The 18,386-nt window shown below is 70.6% G+C and carries 16 protein-coding genes; 8 read left to right on the forward strand and 8 right to left on the reverse strand.

The annotated features are described in order from the left end of the window. Positions 1 to 51 precede the first annotated feature (51 nt). The 4 genes from glgX to ACPYN5_RS08740 are packed head-to-tail and all read left to right on the forward strand — an operon-like array spanning position 52 to position 7,304. Positions 52 to 2,268: a glycogen debranching protein GlgX gene (glgX, locus tag ACPYN5_RS08725; RefSeq protein ID WP_424448591.1), complete on the forward strand. Its 2,217-nt coding sequence runs from the start codon at positions 52 to 54 to the stop codon at positions 2,266 to 2,268. Continuing rightward, complete coding sequence (treY, locus tag ACPYN5_RS08730) at positions 2,265 to 4,682, forward strand: malto-oligosyltrehalose synthase (protein ID WP_424448592.1); 2,418 nt, start codon at positions 2,265 to 2,267, stop codon at positions 4,680 to 4,682. Before glgX ends, treY begins: the two co-directional genes overlap by 4 nt. Next, on the forward strand, positions 4,679 to 6,415 hold the full coding sequence (gene treZ, locus ACPYN5_RS08735; RefSeq protein ID WP_424448593.1) for a malto-oligosyltrehalose trehalohydrolase: 1,737 nt from the start codon (positions 4,679 to 4,681) through the stop codon (positions 6,413 to 6,415). The genes treY and treZ overlap by 4 nt, the downstream gene beginning before the upstream one ends. Positions 6,416 to 6,446: 31 nt before the next feature. Then, positions 6,447 to 7,304, forward strand: a complete 858-nt coding sequence (locus ACPYN5_RS08740; protein ID WP_424448594.1) for a tryptophan-rich sensory protein — start codon at positions 6,447 to 6,449, stop codon at positions 7,302 to 7,304. 57 nt (positions 7,305 to 7,361) lie between these two features. On the opposite strand, the gene ACPYN5_RS08745 is transcribed toward ACPYN5_RS08740, so the two are convergent. Genes ACPYN5_RS08745 through ACPYN5_RS08760 form a run of 4 tightly spaced genes read right to left on the reverse strand, consistent with a single transcriptional unit; the run spans position 7,362 to position 12,536 of the window. After that, entirely contained in the window at positions 7,362 to 9,266 is a 1,905-nt protein-coding gene (locus ACPYN5_RS08745) for a glycogen debranching N-terminal domain-containing protein (protein ID WP_424448595.1), read from the reverse strand. Then, positions 9,263 to 10,135: a carbohydrate ABC transporter permease gene (locus tag ACPYN5_RS08750; protein ID WP_424448596.1), complete on the reverse strand. Its 873-nt coding sequence runs from the start codon at positions 10,133 to 10,135 to the stop codon at positions 9,263 to 9,265. The genes ACPYN5_RS08745 and ACPYN5_RS08750 overlap by 4 nt, the downstream gene beginning before the upstream one ends. Then, positions 10,132 to 11,277: a carbohydrate ABC transporter permease gene (locus ACPYN5_RS08755; RefSeq protein WP_424448597.1), complete on the reverse strand. Its 1,146-nt coding sequence runs from the start codon at positions 11,275 to 11,277 to the stop codon at positions 10,132 to 10,134. The genes ACPYN5_RS08750 and ACPYN5_RS08755 overlap by 4 nt, the downstream gene beginning before the upstream one ends. Before the next feature lie 2 nt (positions 11,278 to 11,279). Next, the gene (locus tag ACPYN5_RS08760) at positions 11,280 to 12,536 is read right to left on the reverse strand and encodes a sugar ABC transporter substrate-binding protein (protein WP_424448598.1); all 1,257 of its coding nucleotides are present in this window, start codon (positions 12,534 to 12,536) and stop codon (positions 11,280 to 11,282) included. Positions 12,537 to 12,745: 209 nt separating this feature from the next. On the opposite strand from ACPYN5_RS08760, the gene ACPYN5_RS08765 reads away from it, so the two are divergent. Further along, the gene (locus tag ACPYN5_RS08765; RefSeq protein WP_424448599.1) at positions 12,746 to 13,747 is read left to right on the forward strand and encodes a LacI family DNA-binding transcriptional regulator; all 1,002 of its coding nucleotides are present in this window, start codon (positions 12,746 to 12,748) and stop codon (positions 13,745 to 13,747) included. A 63-nt stretch (positions 13,748 to 13,810) separates the two neighbouring features. Here ACPYN5_RS08765 and ACPYN5_RS08770 read toward each other — a convergent pair whose 3' ends face one another. Next, a complete protein-coding gene (locus tag ACPYN5_RS08770) occupies positions 13,811 to 14,536 on the reverse strand; it encodes a glutamine amidotransferase-related protein (protein WP_424448600.1) in 726 nt (241 codons plus the stop codon). Positions 14,537 to 14,608: 72 nt separating this feature from the next. On the opposite strand from ACPYN5_RS08770, the gene ACPYN5_RS08775 reads away from it, so the two are divergent. Next, entirely contained in the window at positions 14,609 to 14,908 is a 300-nt protein-coding gene (locus ACPYN5_RS08775) for a hypothetical protein (protein ID WP_424448601.1), read from the forward strand. 145 nt (positions 14,909 to 15,053) lie between these two features. On the opposite strand, the gene ACPYN5_RS08780 is transcribed toward ACPYN5_RS08775, so the two are convergent. Next, positions 15,054 to 15,422: a winged helix-turn-helix transcriptional regulator gene (locus tag ACPYN5_RS08780; RefSeq protein ID WP_424448602.1), complete on the reverse strand. Its 369-nt coding sequence runs from the start codon at positions 15,420 to 15,422 to the stop codon at positions 15,054 to 15,056. 74 nt (positions 15,423 to 15,496) lie between these two features. Here ACPYN5_RS08780 and ACPYN5_RS08785 point away from each other — a divergent pair, with 74 nt between their 5' ends. Next, positions 15,497 to 15,907 (forward strand): RidA family protein, encoded by a 411-nt coding sequence (locus tag ACPYN5_RS08785; RefSeq protein WP_424448603.1) that lies wholly within the window; start codon positions 15,497 to 15,499, stop codon positions 15,905 to 15,907. Positions 15,908 to 16,190: 283 nt separating this feature from the next. Here the strand turns inward: ACPYN5_RS08785 and ACPYN5_RS08790 are convergent, their stop codons facing one another. After that, entirely contained in the window at positions 16,191 to 16,790 is a 600-nt protein-coding gene (locus tag ACPYN5_RS08790) for a LysR family substrate-binding domain-containing protein (RefSeq protein ID WP_424448695.1), read from the reverse strand. A 233-nt stretch (positions 16,791 to 17,023) separates the two neighbouring features. Further along, complete coding sequence (locus ACPYN5_RS08795) at positions 17,024 to 17,431, reverse strand: transferase (protein WP_091500819.1); 408 nt, start codon at positions 17,429 to 17,431, stop codon at positions 17,024 to 17,026. 230 nt (positions 17,432 to 17,661) lie between these two features. Between ACPYN5_RS08795 and ACPYN5_RS08800 the strand changes: the two genes are divergently transcribed. Beyond that, positions 17,662 to 18,309, forward strand: a complete 648-nt coding sequence (locus ACPYN5_RS08800) for a YitT family protein (protein WP_424448604.1) — start codon at positions 17,662 to 17,664, stop codon at positions 18,307 to 18,309. Positions 18,310 to 18,386 lie beyond the last annotated feature (77 nt).

The raw sequence follows: 18,386 nt of genomic DNA on the forward strand, positions 1-18,386 counted from the left end.
GTCCTGTGATTTCGGCTGAGTAATGTGAGCCTGACGAACAGGGGAGAACACATGCAGGCATGGCCGGGTTCCGCTTATCCGCTCGGAGCGACCTACGACGGGAACGGGACGAACTTCGCCCTGTTCAGCGAGGGCGCTGAAAAGGTCGAGTTGTGCCTCTTCGACGAGGACGGCACGGAGACGTGCGTCGAACTGCGCGATGTCGACGCGTTCGTCTGGCACGCGTATCTGCCGAACGTGCAGCCCGGTCAGCGCTACGGCTACCGCGTGCACGGGCCGCACGATCCGGCATCCGGCAAGCGGTTCAACTCGAGCAAGCTGCTGCTGGACCCGTACGCGAAGGCCGTCGAAGGCCAGGTCGACTGGGGCCAGCCGGTCTTCAGCTACGAGTTCGGCGACCCCGACTCGTTCAACGACGAAGACTCGGCCGCCCACATGATGAAGGGCGTCGTCGTCAACCCCTTCTTCGACTGGGCCGGCGACCGGCTGCCGAAGATCCCCTATGCCGAGAGCGTGATCTACGAAGCTCACGTGAAGGGCCTCACTCAGCTGCATCCCGACATTCCGGAGGACATCCGCGGGACGTACGCGGGCATCGCGCACCCGGCGGTCATCGACCACCTGAAGAAGATCGGCATCACCGCGCTCGAACTGATGCCCGTGCACCAGTTCGTCAACGACTCGACCCTGCAGGAGAAGGGCCTGTCGAACTACTGGGGCTACAACACCATCGCGTTCTTCGCGCCCCAGAACACCTACTCGGCCACGGGCGACCACGGCCAGCAGGTGCAGGAGTTCAAGGCGATGGTCAAGGCGCTGCACGCCGCAGGCATCGAGGTCATCCTCGACGTGGTGTACAACCACACCGCCGAGGGCAACCACATGGGCCCGACCCTGTCGATGCGCGGCATCGACAACGAGGCCTACTACCGCCTCGAAGACGACGACAAGCGTTACTACACGGACTACACCGGCACGGGCAACAGCCTGAACGTCGGCAACCCGCACGCGCTGCAGCTGATCATGGACTCGCTGCGCTACTGGGTCACCGAGATGCACGTCGACGGCTTCCGCTTCGACCTCGCCGCCACCCTCGCCCGCGAGTTCTACGACGTCGACCGCCTGTCAGCCTTCTTCGAGCTCGTGCAGCAGGACCCGATCGTCTCGCAGGTCAAGCTCATCGCCGAGCCGTGGGACATCGGCCCCGGCGGCTACCAGGTCGGCAACTTCCCGCCGCAGTGGACGGAGTGGAACGGCAAGTACCGCGACACGGTCCGCGACTTCTGGCGCGGTGAGGCCTCGACCCTCGGCGAGTTCGCCTCGCGCCTGACCGGGTCGGCCGACCTCTACGAGCACGACGGACGCTGGCCGGTCGCATCGATCAACTTCGTGACCGCTCACGACGGCTTCACCCTGCGCGATCTCGTGTCGTACAACGAGAAGCACAACGACGCCAACGGCGAAGACGGCAACGACGGCGAGTCGCACAACCGCTCGTACAACATGGGCGTCGAAGGTCCCACCGACGACCCGCACGTGCTGACGATGCGCGCACGTCAGCAGCGGAACTTCCTCGCGACGCTGCTGCTCAGCCAGGGCGTGCCGATGATCTGCCACGGCGACGAGCTCGGCCGAACGCAGCAGGGCAACAACAACGGCTACGCCCAGGACAACGAGCTGACCTGGATCCACTGGGATCAGGTCGACCAGCCGCTCATCGAGTTCACGGCCGCCCTGGCACGTCTTCGTCGCCTGCACCCGACGTTCCGCCGCAGCCGGTTCTTCGACGGCCGCCCGGTGCGACGCGAGGAGGGCGCACCGCTGCCCGACATCGTATGGCTGCGCCCCGACGGCACGGCCATGCAGCCCGAGGACTGGGACTCCGGCTTCGGCCGGGCCGTGGGCGTCTTCCTCAACGGCGACGGCATCCGTGAGCGCGACCGTCGCGGCGAGGACATCTCGGACGCCCACTTCTTCATCCTGTTCAACGCGGGTGACGAGCAGGTCGACTTCGCCGTCCCCTCCGACGAGTACAGCGACCGGTGGGAGGTGCTCATCGACACGAGCGGCGAGCTCGTCGGCTCGGAGCCGCTCGAGGGCGGCAAGGCCATCGGCGTGCGCGCCAAATCGCTCGTCGTGCTCGGCGAGTACGTGGAGCCCGAGACGGAGGCCGACCACTCCGTCGCAGCGTCTCTCGCCGCGGCGTACACGTCGCCCGTCGACATCATTCCGTCCCAGGCTCCGACCTTGGAGGTTCCCGGGCGATGACGGCTCCCGTTTCGACCTACCGCCTGCAGATCCGGCCCGCGTTCGACCTGGATGCCGCCGCCGGGATCGTCGACTACCTCCGCGATCTCGGGGTCGACTGGGCCTACCTCTCGCCGCTGCTCGCGGCGGCGGAGGGGTCGGACCACGGTTACGACGTCACCGATCCGACCACGGTCGACCCGCGCCGCGGCGGTCCCGAGGGGCTCGCCCGATTCTCGGATGCCGCTCGCGCGGCCGGTCTCGGCGTGCTCATCGACATCGTGCCGAACCATCAGGGCGTCGCCGTCGCGGCGGAGAACCCCTGGTGGTGGGACGTTCTGCGGCACGGCCGGGCGTCCGCCCATGCCGAGGCGTTCGACATCGACTGGGAGCACGGCAACGGCAAGGTGGGGCTGCCGATCCTCGGCAAGACCCTGCGCGAAGCCGTCGCGGCAGGCGAGATCGAGGTCGGTCCTGCGACAAGCGGCGACGCGCACGGCGCCGAAGGCGTCGCCCGCTACTTCGACCACGTCCTGCCGCTCGCCGACGGCACCGCCCCCGCGGCGGCGACCACCGACCCCGCAACCGTGGACGCCGTGCTGGCAGCTCAGCACTGGCGTGCCGCGTTCTGGCGCGACGATGCGAGCGAACTGAACTACCGCCGATTCTTCGCGGTCAACACCCTCGCCGGTGTCCGCGTCGACGTGCCCGAGGTGTTCGAGGCGAGCCACGTCGAGATCCTCCGCTGGTTGCGTGAGGGACTCGCCGACGGACTGCGCATCGACCACCCCGACGGGCTCGCCGACCCGGGCGGATACCTCGAGCAGCTCGCACAGGCGACGGGCGGGGCCTACGTCGTCGTCGAGAAGATCCTCGAGCATGCGGCGACCGATCACGCGGAGCAGCTGCCCACCTGGTGGGCGACCGCGGGCACCACGGGGTACGACGCGATGGCCGAGATCGACCGCGTGCTCATCGACCCCGCAGGTCAAGGCCCTCTCGACGAGCTCGATGCTTCGCTGCGGTCGGGCGACGTCCCCGCGTCGTACGACGAGATCGTCCGCGACGCCAAGCGCGCCGTGGCCGACACGCTCCAGGCGGCCGAGGTCGGCCGGCTCGTGCGCTGCCTGCCGGACGAGGTCCGCGACCGGCTCGGAGCGGATGTCGCTCGCGACGCGTTCGCCGAGCTGCTGACGAGCTTCTCGGTCTACCGCGTCTATCCGCCGGTGGGTGATGAGCTGGTCGCCGAGGCGGTGGCCGCGGCATCCGCTTCGCGCCCCGATCTCGCCGACGCCATCGCGACGCTCGCGACGCTCGTGAGCGCCGGTGGCACCGAGCTGAGTCGCAGGTTCGGACAGACCACCGGACCCGTCATGGCCAAGGGCGTCGAGGACAGCGCCTTCTACCGGTACCCGCGGCTCGGCACGCTCACCGAGGTGGGCGGCGACCCCGGCGTCTTCGCCCTCGACGTCGACGGGTACCACCGCGCGCAGGCGCTGCGTCACGCGACGTGGCCGCACGCGCTCACCGCGCTGAGCACCCACGACACCAAGCGCAGCGAGGACGTGCGAGCCCGCCTGTCGGTCATCGCCGAGGTTCCGGAGCGCTGGAGCGACGCGCTTGGCCGCCTGCGCGCCATCGCCTCGACGGGAGACGGGCGCCTCGACGACCTGCTCTGGCAGGCGATCATCGGAGCATGGCCCGCCTCGCCCGAGCGGCTGCGCGACTACGCCGAGAAGGCATCGCGCGAAGGTGGCGTCGTCACGTCGTGGACCGATCCCGATGAGGATGCCGAGGCGCGCATCACCGCCCTGGTGGAAGCCGCGACCACCGGCGAGGCCCGCGCGGTCGTCGAGGAGATCGTCGGCGAGCTGACGGCTCCGGGGCGCTCGAACTCGCTCGCCGCGAAGCTGCTGCAGCTGACCGCGCCCGGTGTGCCGGACGTGTACCAGGGCACCGAGCTGTGGGACCTCTCGCTCGTCGACCCCGACAACCGGCGCGACGTCGACTTCACGGAACGGCGCGAACTGCTCGCGAAGCTCGACGCCGGCTGGCATCCCGAGATCGATGACTCGGGGGCCGCGAAGCTGCTCGTGGTCTCGCGGGCGCTGCGACTGCGCCGTGACCACGCCGAGCTCTTCACGCGCTACGCGCCGCTTCCCGTCGTCGGGTCGGCCGCCGACCACGCGGTCGCCTTCGACCGCGGCGGCGCCGTGACCGTCGCGACGCGCCTTCCCGTCGGGCTCGCCGCCCGAGGCGGCTGGGGCGACACCGTCGTGATGCTCCCGCCCGGACGCCACGTCGACCACCTGACGGGTCGCGCCTGGGACGGCGGCGCCGTTCGCCTGGCCGATCTGCTCGACACGTACCCGGTGGCCCTGCTCGCCGCCGAACGCCCGGTCGCCGCGCCGGCCGCCGCAGAGGAGAACGCATGATCCAGGTATGGGCGCCCCGGGCCGAGCGGATCCGACTCCGACGGCCGGATGCCGCCGACCTCGAACTCGAGCGCGGCTCGGACGGCTGGTGGTCCGCCGGCCTCGAGCTCGAGCCGGGTGAGCGGTACGGCTTCGTCCTCGGCGACGGCGATGACGTGCGCCCCGACCCGCGCTCGCGCCGGCAGCCGGACGGCGTGCACGGGATGTCCGCGGTCGACGACGGCTCGCGGTTCGCGTGGACCGATCAGTCCTGGACGGGTCGCCCGCTCGCGGGCGGCATCATCTACGAGCTGCACATCGGCACCTTCACGAGTGCCGGCACCCTCGACGCCGCCATCGGGCGCCTCGACCACCTCGTCGAGCTCGGGGTGACTCACATCGAGCTCCTCCCGGTCAACGCGTTCAACGGCACCCACAACTGGGGCTACGACGGCGTGCTCTGGTACGCCGTGCAGGAGAGCTACGGCGGACCGGAGGCCTACCGGCGGTTCGTGGATGCCGCGCATGCCGCCGGGCTCGCCGTCATCCAGGACGTCGTCTACAACCACCTCGGTCCCTCGGGCAACTACCTGCCGGAGTACGGCCCGTACCTCCGCGACGGGCGCCGCAACACGTGGGGCGACAGCGTCAACCTCGACGAGGATCCCGTCCGCGAGTACATCATCGGCAACGCCGAGATGTGGCTGCGCGACTTCCACGTCGACGGGCTGCGGCTCGATGCCGTGCACGCGCTGCACGACGACGACAGTCCCGTGCACATCCTCGGCGAGCTCGCCGATCGGGTCGACGCGCTCAGCACGCATCTCGGGCGCCCCCTGACCCTCATCGCGGAGAGCGACATGAACGACCCGGTCATGATCCTCCCGCGCGAGGCCGGCGGCCACGGGATGACGGCGCAGTGGTCGGACGACTGGCACCACTCGGTGCACGTCGCCCTCACGGGCGAGACCGTGGGCTACTACGCCGACTTCGACGCGCTCGATGCGCTGCCGAAGACCTGGAACGCGGGCTTCTTCCACGACGGCACCTTCTCGTCGTTCCGCGGCCGCGAACACGGCCGGCCCATCCCGCCCGAGTCGCCGTCCTGGCGCCTGGTGACCTTCGCGCAGGACCACGACCAGATCGGCAACCGCGCCGCGGGCGACCGCCTGTCGGCCACGCTCGACGCCGACCGCCTCGCCATCGGCGCCGTGCTGACGCTGACGGCGCCCGGCACCCCGATGCTGTTCATGGGGGAGGAGTGGGGCGCCTCCACGCCGTGGCAGTTCTTCACGTCGCACCCCGAGCCGGAGCTCGCCGAGGCCACGGCAGCGGGCCGCAAGCAGGAGTTCGCCGAGATGGGCTGGGACGAGGACCTCGTGCCCCATCCCAACGACCCGGCGACCTTCCTGCGCTCCAAGCTCGACTGGACCGAGGTCGACGAGGGCGATCACGCCCGGCTGCTCGCGCTGTACCGTGAGCTCGCTCGGCTTCGCCGGTCGGTGCCCGACCTGACCGACCCCCGGTTCACGGCGCGCGGCGCCGGAGCGTCCGAGGGTGCGGGCGGTCGCCTCTACGACCTGCAGCGGGGCCGCGCGCGCGTGCTCGTGAACCTCTCGGAGGAGCCGTGGCGCGTCGAGCCGCACGGCGACATCGTGTGGCTCGAGACGGTGGCGAGCCGGATCGTCGACGACCTGCTCGTCGTCGCGCCGAACTCCGCCGTGATCGTGGGGCCGGATCTGTCAAGCGGATGACCGGCCGCCGCGGCGGTTCTAGCGTGAGGGCATGAGCACCACAGCGCACCACGCCGCCCGGCCTCCGCAGCAGGCGTCGGACCTCGTCCGGCAGATCGCCGTCATCGCGGCGGTCGTCTTCATGATCATCGCGGCGATGGTCGGAACCGGCCTGTTCGGCGGAACGAACGTGCGTGAGCTGCAGGGCGGAGCGCTCGATGCCGACTCGACGGTGCTCGCCCCGGGGACGCAGGCGTTCAGCATCTGGTCGGTCATCTACCTGTTCATGATCGGCTACACGATCTGGCAGGCGCTGCCCTCGCAGCGCTCGCGCGACCGGCAGCGCCTCGTGGGGTGGTGGATCGGCCTGACCGCCGTGCTCAACGGCGGATGGCTGCTCGCGGCGCAGTTCACGACGCTGCTGCTCACGGTCGTCGCGATCGTCGCGCTGCTCGCCGCCCTCGGGTGGACCTTCCGTCTCGTTGTGCGGTCGCGGCCCGAGTCGGTCGGCGACCGGCTGCTGATGGATGCCACGGTGGGCCTGCACCTCGGGTGGGTGTCGCTGGCCACCGTGGCGAACGTCACCGCTTGGCTCAGCCGCACCGTTCCCGAGTCGTGGGCCGCGCAGGCCGACGTCTGGGGCGTCGCCGTCCTCGTGGTCGTCGCCGCCGTCGGTGTCGGCATCGCCGCGTTCTCGCGCGGACGGCCCTCGCCGATCATCGCCCTTTCGTGGGGCCTCGCCTGGATCGCGATCGCCCGCGCGACGGACCAGCCCCATTCGACCCCGGTGGCCGTCGCCGCCGTCGCGGTCATCGTGGTGGTGATCGCGGCCGCCGCCGTCACCGCGTGGCGCTCGAACAAGCGCGAGCACCGCGGCATCCTGCATCGCGCCCGTACCCGCGCCGCCTGAGGCGCCGCCGCGCGTCCCCGCCCGCCACCGCACACCCGACGGGCGCCGGCTGCCCGGTCAACTCCCCAGCACCTGCAATGCGACGATCGCGGCGGCGGCCGACCACGCCTGCGGGCGGCAGGCCGCCGGGTAGGGGACGGGCACGCTCGTCTGCGTGGCGGCATCGCCTGAGTGCAGCTCCGGCACCCGGTACCCGAATCCGTCGGCCGCGGCGAGCATGCCGTCGACGACCTCCCGCGCCTCGTCATCGAAGCCGGCGCGGGCGAGCCCGTGCGCGATGATCGCCGTATCGTGCAGCCAGACGCTGCCGCCGTGGTACGACAGCGGCCAGTAGCCCGCCGCCCCCGTCGAGAGGGTGCGGATGCCGTAGCCGCTCGACATCGTGGACCCGAGCAGGAGCTCGGCGACCCGCGCCTCGTCGAGAGGATCGAGGATGCCGGTGCCGAGGAGATGCCCGATGTTGCTCGTAAGCGAGTCGACCGGACGCTTGTCGCGATCGAGGGCGATCGCGGGGTACCGGCCCTCCGCCGTCTCGACCCAGTACGCCTCCGCGAACCGGTCGCGGAGCGCCGCGGCCCATGCCCGCAGCTCGTCGGGGGGCCGCTCGCCGCGGTGCCCGAGACGCTCGATCAGCTCGGCTGCTCCGGTCGCCGCCTCGTAGGCGTACGCCTGGACTTCGCACAGCGCGATGGGACCCCGCGTCAGCCCGCCGTCGCGCCATTGGATCGAATCGCCCGAGTCCTTCCAGCCCTGGTTCGCCAGACCTCGGCCGCTCTCGTCGATGTAGTCGAGGAATCCGTCGCCGTCCGCGTCGCCGTGCTCGATGAGCCAGCCGAGGGCCCGGTCGAGGTGGGGCAGCAGCTCGCGCACCTCGCTCTGCGGCATCCCCGCGCGCCACGCGTCGACCAGCAGGCAGACCCACAGGGCGGTGGAGTCGACGCTGCCGTAGTAGACCGGGGGCAGCACGACCCCTTCGCTCGGGATCTCCAGCGCCGCGGCCCGCAACTCGTGGAGGATCTTGCCCGGTTGCTGCGCCGTGTCGGGATCGGTGCGATCGCCCTGCATCCGGGCGAGGACCCGCAGGGTCGAGGCCGCCAGCCGGGCGTCGAGCGGGAGAGCGAGCCGCGCCGTCCACAGCGAGTCGCGCCCGAAGAGGGTGAAGAACCACGGTGCGCCCGCCGCGTAGAACTCGTCGTCCGGATGTCCGGGGAGGGTGAGCCGCAGCGCGTCGAGGTCATCGAGGGCGCGATGCAGCCAATGGCCGAGCCGAGGCTCGAGCGCCGCGGCGCGTCGTGCGACGGCATCCCGCTGCCAGGGTGCGGCGGACGCCGCCCCCGCCACGACGAGCGACGGATCGGTCATCGCGAGGCTCCAAGAGACGGCCGCCTCGCCGTGCGCGGGCACGGTGACCGTCCACGACACCCGCACGCGGCCGGAATCCGACGCGGTCACGCTCGCGCCCGGTGCCGACAGCTCGATGAGCCGCCTTCCACTCGAGACGACAGCGGCACCCGCGCTCGTCGCGACCTCGAACGGGGTCGGCGCGGCGGTGCCCGCCTTCACCTCCGGTAGCGCCGCGAAATCGGGTTCCAGCGCGACCGCGAGCGTCAGCGAGAGCGGCTCGTCGCGAGCCGACACCACGCGCAGAACCTCGGCGAAGCCGCCGTCCTCGACGGCGCGTTCGCGCAGCAGGCGCACCCGCGGATCGGGCATCGGGGAGTCGAGCCCGCGCAGCAGCCCGCCGAACACGATGCGTGAGGCGGACTCGGGGGCGACGGATATCCACTCCACCGCCGAATCGGCGCAGGTCAGGACCAGCGACCGCACGTGCCGGATGTCGCCGTGGTAGAGCCCGTCGATCTCGGCGGCTCCCATGTCGCCGGAACGCCGCGACCAGGCCTGGGTGGGCGCGCGCAGTGCGATGACGGCGTCGTCGAGCAGAGGCTGGCGGGGGATGGTCATTCTTTGACGGCTCCTTCGCTGGCGTTCATGATGCGCCGCTGGAAGATGAAGAACATCACGGCGACGGGGATCGTCATGATCGCCGCCGCGGCGAGTTTGATCGGATACTGCGTGCCCTGGCTCAGCTGCCCGCTCGCGAGCGAGGCGACGCCCTTGGTGAGGGTCGTGAGCTCGGGGGACTGCGTCGACACGATGAAGTGGCTGAGCTCGTTCCACGATCCCTGGAACGACAGGATGACGATCGTGATCAACGCGGGGCGCGCCATCGGCAGCACCACCGACCAGAAGATGCGGAACGTCCCGGCCCCGTCGATGCGTGCCTGCTCCTCGACGGCGACCGGGATCGACTCGAAGAAGTTCTTCATGATGAAGACGCCCGCGGCATCCACCAGCAGCGGCAGGATCATGCCGGCGTAGGAGTCGTAGATCCCGAGCTGGTTGATCACGAGGAACTTCGGGATGAGCAGCACCACCGTCGGAACGGCCATCACCGCGATGAGCGCGGCGAAGATGATCCCTCGGCCGCGGAACTGCAATCGCGCGAGCGCGTACCCGGCGAGGGAGTTGAAGAACACCCGGCCGAGGGTGACGAACACCGTCACGACTGCTGAGTTGGCGAACCAGACCGGGAAGTCCGAGAACGCGAAGAGGCGTTCGTACGCCGCCCACGACACCGGTGAGGGGATGAGCGAGATCGGGTCGGAGGCGGCATCCGCCTCGGTCTTGAACGAGGTCGCCACCTGTACGAGGAACGGGAGGATGTAGATCAGCGCGAGCGCGATCAGGAGTGCGTAGAGCGCGATCTGCGCCGTGAGCGCGCGGCGGGAGAGGCGCCGGTGCACGCGGTGCGTCGGAGCGAAGGCGGTCACGGCTGCTTCCTCCCGTCGGTGCGCACCTGATACTGCCGGGCGCGCCGGGCCGAGACGGGGCGGTCACGCAGCACGATGCGCTGGACGATCGTGAAGAACACGATGATCGCGAAGAGCATGAAGGCGATCGCGGCGCCCTGGCCCCAGTCCTGCGATCCGAAAGCGGCCTGGTAGCTGAGATATGCGGGCGTCAGCGTCGTCTTGCTCGGTCCGCCCTGCGTGCCGGTGTAGATCTGGTCGAAGACCTGCCAGGTGCCGATGAGGCCGAGGGTGAGGACGGTGAACAGCACGGGCTTCAGCTGCGGGAGCGTCACCCGCCAGAAGCGCTGCCAACCCGACGCGCCGTCGACCATCGCGGCCTCCTCGGTCTCGGCGCCGATGTTCTGCAGGCCGGCGAGGAAGAGCAGCATGAAGGTTCCCGACGTCGTGAAGACCGCCATCAGGATGAAGGCGCTCATCGCGACCGATGGGCCGGCGAGCCAGTCCCACCACGAGACGCCGAGCACGCCGCCGCCGGTCAGCGCGTCCGGCCCCTGCGCGACGCCGACCGCCGACAGCAGGGTGTGGACCACACCCCGCGGGTCGTTGAACCAGTTGGGGCCCGCGATCCCGATCCACGACAGCACCTCGTTGACGACGCCGCTCGAGGAGAACAGGAAGAGCCAGAGCACCGTGATCGCCACCGAGCTCGTGACCGAGGGGAAGTAGAACGCGGTGCGGAAGAACCCCCGGCCGCGCAGGATCGCCCGGTTGACCAGCAGGGCCAGGAAGAGCGACAGAACAGTCTGCAGCGGCACGACCAGCAGCACGTACCAGGCGTTGTTGCGCAACGCGATGCCGAAGTCCCGGGTCGGAAGACCGCCCTCGGTCGTCACCGCGGCGTAGTTGTCGAGGCCGACGAAGCCGACGGAGGGCGACAGCGGACTGCCGCGGCCGCCCCAGTCCGACACGCTCACCCAGAGCGCCATGATCACCGGGACGAGCATGAACACGCCCAGGATGACGATGACGGGCAGGACGAACACCCAGCCCGCGGCGGCCTGGTTGCCCTGGATGCCGCGCCGGATCCCGCGAGGGGACCCGGCGCGGCGCTGCGGAGCATCGCGGCGGCCGTCCGGCCGCGCCGGTGCGATCTCGGTCATCGTCAGCCGACGATCGCCTCGAGGTTCGACTGCACCGATTCGAGGATGCTGCTCGGGTCGCCCGTCGAGAGCGACTCGAGCTGCGAGTTGAAGTCGGTGATCACGTCGGCCGAGCCGTCCTGGTTGGGCGGGAACTGCGCGTACTCGGCGCCGTCGAGGAACGGCGTGAGCTCAGGATTGGCCTCGCGCCACGCATCCGCTGCCGACTGGATCGAGGGCATCGGGCCGAAGGCCTCGGAGAAGGCCAGCTGCTGATCCGTGCTCGTGAGGTACTCGATGAGCTCGAGCGCAGCCTGCTGGTTGGGGCTGTCGGCGGCCATGCCCCAGCAGTTGGTGAACTGCAGGGTTCCTTCGCCGCCGGGCCCGGCGGGAAGCGGGGCGACGGTGTACGCGACCTCCGGGTAGTCGGCCGCGAGACCGCCGGTGATCCAGTTGCCCTCGATGGTCATGGCCGACAGCTGCTTGCCGAACGCCTCGCCGCCCCATCCGGCGCCGAGGTCCGCGGCGTAGGCGAAGGTGCCGTCGGCGAGGTGGGTCTTGACGTATTCGAGCGCCTCGACGTTCTCGCTGCTGTCGGCGGTGGCCGCGCCGTCGGTGATCAGTCCGCCGCCGGCCTGGGCCATGAAGGCGCCGACGCGCTGGTACTCGGCGCCGAAGGCGAGGCCGACTCGCCCGTCGGCCGTGAGCCGCTGGGCGACCGCGGCCAGCTGATCCCAGTCGGTCGGGATGTCGGCGTCGGTCAGGCCCGCCTGCTGCCACAGCTGGGTGTTGATGACGAGACCGAGCGTCGAGAAGTCCTTCGGCGCGCAGTAGAACTCGTCGTCGATCGTGAAGTTCTCGACGAGCGACGGGTAGAAGTCGTCGCGATTGGCGAGCTCGGACCCGTAGGCCTTGAGCGACCCGTTCCCGGCGTATCCGGCCATGGCATCCGCCGACAGGTAGAACACGTCGGGTGGTGATCCGGCGGCGAAGCCCTGCGACAGCTGCTGCGGCAGATCGGTCGCGGCTTGCACGGTCGCGTCGATCCCGGACTCTGCTGACCAGGCGGCGACGGCATCCGTCACGGCCTGCGTCTCGGCGCCGCCGGACGAGCCGATCACGACGCTGAGCGCGTCGTCGGAGCTCGTGAACCCGCCGTCGGCGGTGCCGCCGTCGCCGGTGTCGTCGAAGCCCGAGCCCCCGCAGGCGGTGAGGGTGAGTGCGCCGGCGGCGAGGAGTGCGGTGGCTCCCCATGCCGAACGCGTGCGGTGCGATGTCATGTGTCTCTTCTCCCTTGATGAGGCAGGACGCCCTCGACCGCCGGCACCCCGCCCGGCGCGTACGGTGCGCTGTCGCATCGGGCGAGTTTGAACGATCAAATTGCGCGTGCAAGAACCATACGAACCCGATGCCGACATGTCAACGGGTGCGGCGACGAGGGCAGCCCGCGCCCGGACGCGACGGCTCGCGGCCCGTAAGCTTGTCGCCCATGGCCAAGGCTCCCACCGTCGAGGACGTCGCCCGCGCCGCCGGGGTCTCGCGGCAGACGGTGTCGAACGTGCTCAACAGCCCGTCGATCGTGCGCGACGCGACCCGGGCGCGGGTCGAGCGGGCGATCGCCGACCTCGGCTATCGCCCGCACATCGCCGCACGCGCGCTGCGCACCCGGCGCAGCAGTGCCATCGGCATCCACCTCGATCCCTACGCCGGCGGGGTCTCGGGGGTCGTGCTCGATCGTTTCGTCCACGCCCTGACCGAGAAGGCGGGCGAGCGCGGACTGCGCGTCCTGCTGTACGCGGCCCGCTCCGCCGACGAGGAGATCGAGCGGATGCGCGAGCTCGTCGAGGGGGGCGAGGTCGACGGCTTCGTCGTGACCGGCACCTTCCGCGGTGATCCGCGCACGGGATGGCTGATCGACCGCGACATCCCTTTCGTGGCGTTCGGACGGCCCTGGGACGTCGACGACGTCGACGACCCCGCCCACCTGTGGGTCGACGTCGACGGCGCCGCCGGCACACGCGCGGCGACGGCGCACCTCGCGGAGCGCGTCGGCGGCGCGGTCGCCTTCCTCGGCTGGCCGGCCGGCTCGGGAACCGGCGACGACCGCGAGCGAGGCTGGCGCGAGATCGTCGGAGCCGAAGGCATCCGGCTGACAGCGGAGGAGGATGTCGCGGCCGCCCGAGCGGTGGTCGCAGCCGCGCTGGCGTCACGCCCCGACATCGAGGCGATCGTCTGCGCGAGCGACACTCTGGCGATCGGGGCCCGCCTGGCCGTGGCATCCGCCCAACGCGACGGCATCCCGATCGTCGGGTTCGACAACACCCCGGCGGCTGAAGCGCTGGGTCTCAGCAGCGTCGAACAGCTGCCGGAGCGAGTCGCAGACGGCGTTCTGCAGCTTCTGGTGGGACCCACCGGCGGGACCGTCGCGCCGCGGCGGCCGACGGCCGGGGCAGCGCACGTGCTGGTCGAGCCGCTGCTCGTGGTGCGCTGAGAGCTCGTCGGCGATCGGCGGGTCGGCCCCGTCGTGCTCGTCTCGCCGGGCCGAGTGAGCGCGTCAGAAGGCGGCGGCGAAGGCGGCGAGCAGGCGGCTGGGCTCGGTCACCGGCGCCGCGAGCACGCGTGCCGCGATGCGGTCGTAGTCGGCGGCGTCGAAGTAGCCGTCATTGCGGTACACCGTCATGCGCTCGGTGAAGTCCTGCGGGGTCGGCTCGGGATGGAACTGCGTCGCGTACAGCCGGTCGCCGACCCGGTAGGCCTGCACGGGGCAGTCGCCGTTCGTCGCGAGCAGGACGGCGCCCGCGGGCAGCGTCTGCGTCCCCTCCTTGTGCGCGGTGAACGCCGCGAAGGTGGGCGCGAGCGAGCCGAGGAGAGGGTCCGATCGGCCGGCATCCGTCAGGGTCACGTCGGTCGGGCCGGTGTCTTCGGGGTAGTCGCGCGAGACCGTGCCGCCGAGGCTCCGCGTGGCGACGCCGATGCCGAAGCAGGTGAACAACGCGGCCGTCGTGCCGGATGCCGCCGCCTCGGCGATCCGCCCGAGGTCGGCCTCGAGACGCAGCTGGCCCTCGGGCTTCGTCTCCGGGTCGTCCGTGGCGTTGTACGGGCTGCCGCCGACGACGAATCCCCGCCACCGGGTGAACGCATCGTCGGGCAGGGCCTCGCGCGTCAGATCGATCCGCTCGAGCTGCGACGCGTCGAGGCCCATCGCGGTGCGGAACGAGGCGTACTCCGCCTCAGCGGCCGTCTGCTGGGGGCGCACGCAGACGTACACGAGCGGGGCCATTGCTCAAGTCTACGGTTCGGGGTGGCGGGGGCCCGCGGGATGACGCATCGTGACGGGGAGGACAATGGCGGGATGACCGCCCGCGTGATCATCACCGACGCCGCCGACCTGATCGATGTGCTCGACCGGCTCGACGCCGTCGCGGCGCCCCTCGGCTGGCGGGTCCGCCGTCCCGCCGATGCGGCCGCCATGCAGTCGCGGGCGCGCGAGGCGCGCGTGCAGCTGCGACTGCCGGCGCCCCTGGTCGTCGAGTTCGAGCCCGACCCGGATGCCGCGAGCGCGGCCGCTCCGATCGACGCCGTCGCACTGCTGTCGCGCTCGCCGGTGCCGGGCGTCGTCGCGGACGGTTCGCGGCGCCTGCACCGGGGCTGATCGCCGGCGCCCGCACGGCTGGGGGCCGGTGCCCGCGGGGGGATCCCGTGGGGGAGGCGTCAGCTCGCGTGTGCTCTGCGTAGCGCTGCCTGGATCGACGCGTGCTCCGTCCCCGGGAACGGCCAAGCGGCGCACCGCCTCGAAGTCAGTTCTTCTCCGCGTCGAAACGTTGGCGGGCGCGTTCGACCTCGGGCAGATGCGCTGTCGTCCAGAGCAGTAGCGCGTCGATGAGGTCCTGCAAGCCCTGACCAGCCGGGGCGATGCGGTACTCGACCGCGACAGGGCGATCTGACACGACGAGCCGCTCGACCATGCCGTTGCGTTCGAGGCGTCGCAGGGTGGCAGTGAGCGATTTCTGCGAGATGGCGGGTATCGCGCGGCGCAGGCCGTTGAAGCGCAGCGCGCCATGCTCGCAGAGTTGATCGAGCACGTGCAGCGACCACTTGTCGAGGAGCTGATCGAGCAACTCCCGGTGTTCGCCGGTGATGGTCGGGCGGTCCTCGGTTACCTGCATGACACCTGGTCTCGTTGAAGTTGCTTTCGGGCACCAGGTAGTAACGAGATACCACCTAGCAAAGGAAGCATCTCATGACGGTCACCATGTTCAGCCCCGAACAACTCCTGCAGCCCGTGCCCTATCACCATGTATCCGTCGCGACCGGCACCCGGCATGTGCACGTCGCTGGCCAGATCGCTCGTGATGCCGACGGCGGGCACATCGCCACCGGGGACCTCGCGGGCCAGGTCGAGCAGGCGCTGCGCAACACGGCTCAGGGTTTGGCCGCAGCCGGTGCGACGTTCGCCGACGTCGTTCGGTTGCGCTTCTTCGTCACGCAGTGGCGTCCGGAGCTCATGGCGGATTTCCTCCGGGGTGTGGAGAACGTCGCCGATGAGATCGGGCTCGAGATGCCCATGGCGCCCGCGTCGCTCATCGGAGTGGACATCCTGTTCGAACCGGACGTTCTCGTCGAGGTCGAGGCCTACGCCATCACCGATTGAACATCGCACCGGCCCGTCGCGTCACCCCGCAGCGACGCCGACGCTGGACGTCGGCCCGATCCGGGGACCGGTAGACAGCCGATGGCGGTGGCGCCATGCTCTCTCGGAGCGCGGGCCACCGTCATCGGTCGGGACGGCGGGACTGTCACCTCGCGGACTGTTACGACTGCCCGAACGATCGATGGCAGCAGGCTTTTCGACATCGACGGCGGGATGTACGCCGAGGATCGAACCGCCGAAACCGGTGCCCCCACGTGGGCGGTGAGGTCCGTGCCGCCGGGCCTCAGCGGGACGAGTTCGCCGTGCGACCGCGGACGATGCCGATGAACGTCTCGACGAGCGGGGTGGTGGCCTCGGTGCGCCAGGCGAGGGCGACGGTCGACGTCGGCGCATCCGTCACCGGGCGATAGTCCACATCCTTGCGGTGGTGCAGGCGTGCCAGCGACATCGGCATCAGCGCGACGCCCACGCCCGTCGCCACCGTCGCGACCGCGTCTGCGGTGGTCGGAAGCGGCGCGAAGGAGGGAGCGAGAGCGCCCGGAACCTCCAGGTGGAGGACATCGTCGTCCGGTACCATCACCACTTCGCCGGCGAGGTCGGCGAGGGTGAGCTCGTCGGCAGCCGTGAGGGCGGAGTCGATCGAGCAGACGGCGACCGTCGTCTCGTCGTACAGCGTGATGACGCTCAGCCCGTCGCGGTCGACCGGCAGACGGACGAGCGCTGCGTCGACCGCCTCCTCGGCGAACGCCTCGCTCTGGCGGGCAGCGTCCAGGGTGACGAGGTCGAGGTCGGTGCGCGGCATCCGCTGTTTCCAGACGTCGATCCACTTGCCCGGGGTCGCGCCCGGAACCACGCCGAGCCGGAACGGTCCGAGCCCCGACAGGTCGGGGGTGGGGGGAACGACCTCGCGCGGAGAGCTCGCCGCGCGTTGCGCTTTCGACTTCGGACTCGAACCCTGCCCGCGCGCCCCGCCGCGCCCGCCGCCGCTGGGTCGACCGCCGCTGGGTCGACCCCCGCTGCGCGCGGGACGACCGGAAGAACGCCCGGGTGTCATTCCTGAAGCGTATCCCGGGCGCGTACGAGCCGGAGGAGAAGCGGCGGGACGCCGCGCGTTCGTCAGGCTGCCAGGCGGAGTCCGCGCTGGTCGGTGGCCACGTGCTCGCCGTCGGCGATGTTCTCGTCGTCGCCGATGAGGGAACCTCCGGCGACGTGCGCGTGTGCGCCGATGAAAGCGCGGATGCCGATCTTCGCCCGCGGGCCGATCGCCGCGCCGGATCCGACGTGTGCGTGGGGCGCGATCTCGACGTTCGGGCCGATGACGGCCTCACGCTCGATCCAGACGCCGCGTCCGATGTGAACGCCTGCCGCGACCTGGACTCCGGGTTCGACGTAGGCGCCCGCCTCGATCAGCGCCGTCGGGTGCACCTTGGCCCCGTTCGCGATCAAGCCCCGACCGTTGGCGTGCTTGCGGTAACGCAGCGTCTCTCCGCGGTCGTTCTCGATGTCGATGTAGTTCTTGCCCACGATCCCCTCCGACAGTTCCGGTCCGGTACTGAGTACTGGAAACAACCGCGCGATCCGCGTTTTCATTCCCAAGAATCATTCGGAGCGGCGGCTCGACCGGTTTGCTGGTACAAGCGTGCGATGCGGCGATTCCCAGGTCGAAGGGGTGGGCGAGCTGACCTCGGCGCGATAACATGCCGCGTCCCGCGGGGCTGGTCGGCGGGAGCGCGTGCGTTTGCGAGGATGAGCGGGTGGAGCCTTCTCGTGCACCGTCGACCGGACCCTCGCTCGTCTTCGAGGCAGCGCTGACGCGGCACACGCGAGCGGAGGACCTGCTCGGTATCGTGACCGGCACTTTCGTGGCATCCCTCGGTCTGTACCTGCTGCAGTCGTCGGGCTCGGTCACGGGTGGGACGGCGGGGCTCGCGCTGCTGGTGGGCTATGCGACGGGATGGTCGTTCCCCGTCCTGTTCGCCGTGGTGAACGCGCCGTTCGCGGTGCTGGCGCTGTGGAAGAAGGGCCTCTCGTTCACGCTCCGCACGTTCGCGTCGATCGGTCTGGTGTCGGGTTTCTCGTTCGTGCACCAGCACCTGTTGCAGTTCGCGACGATCGAACCGATCTACGGCACGCTCGGCGGCAATCTGCTCGCCGGCGTCGGTCTGCTGATCCTCTTCCGCCACCGCTCGAGCCTCGGGGGCGTGAACATCATCGCCCTCGTGCTGCAGGAACGAACCGGCTTCAGTGCGGGATGGACGCAGATGATCTTCGACGTCGTGATCATCGCCGCAGCCTTGCTCGTGCTGCCTTGGCCCGCCGTGCTGCTCAGCGCCGCGGGCGCGGTCGTCCTGAGCGTCGTGCTGGTGCTCAACCACCGGCCCGGCCGCTACATCGGTCGCTGAGGTCGGAGCGCGGAACGGGGGTCGCGGGTCGCCGATCGGGCGGCGTCGCTCCGGCAGTGCTCCCGCACAGCGGGCTG

Source organism: Microbacterium arborescens (assembly GCF_049707515.1).
GTDB lineage: Bacteria > Actinomycetota > Actinomycetes > Actinomycetales > Microbacteriaceae > Microbacterium > Microbacterium arborescens_B.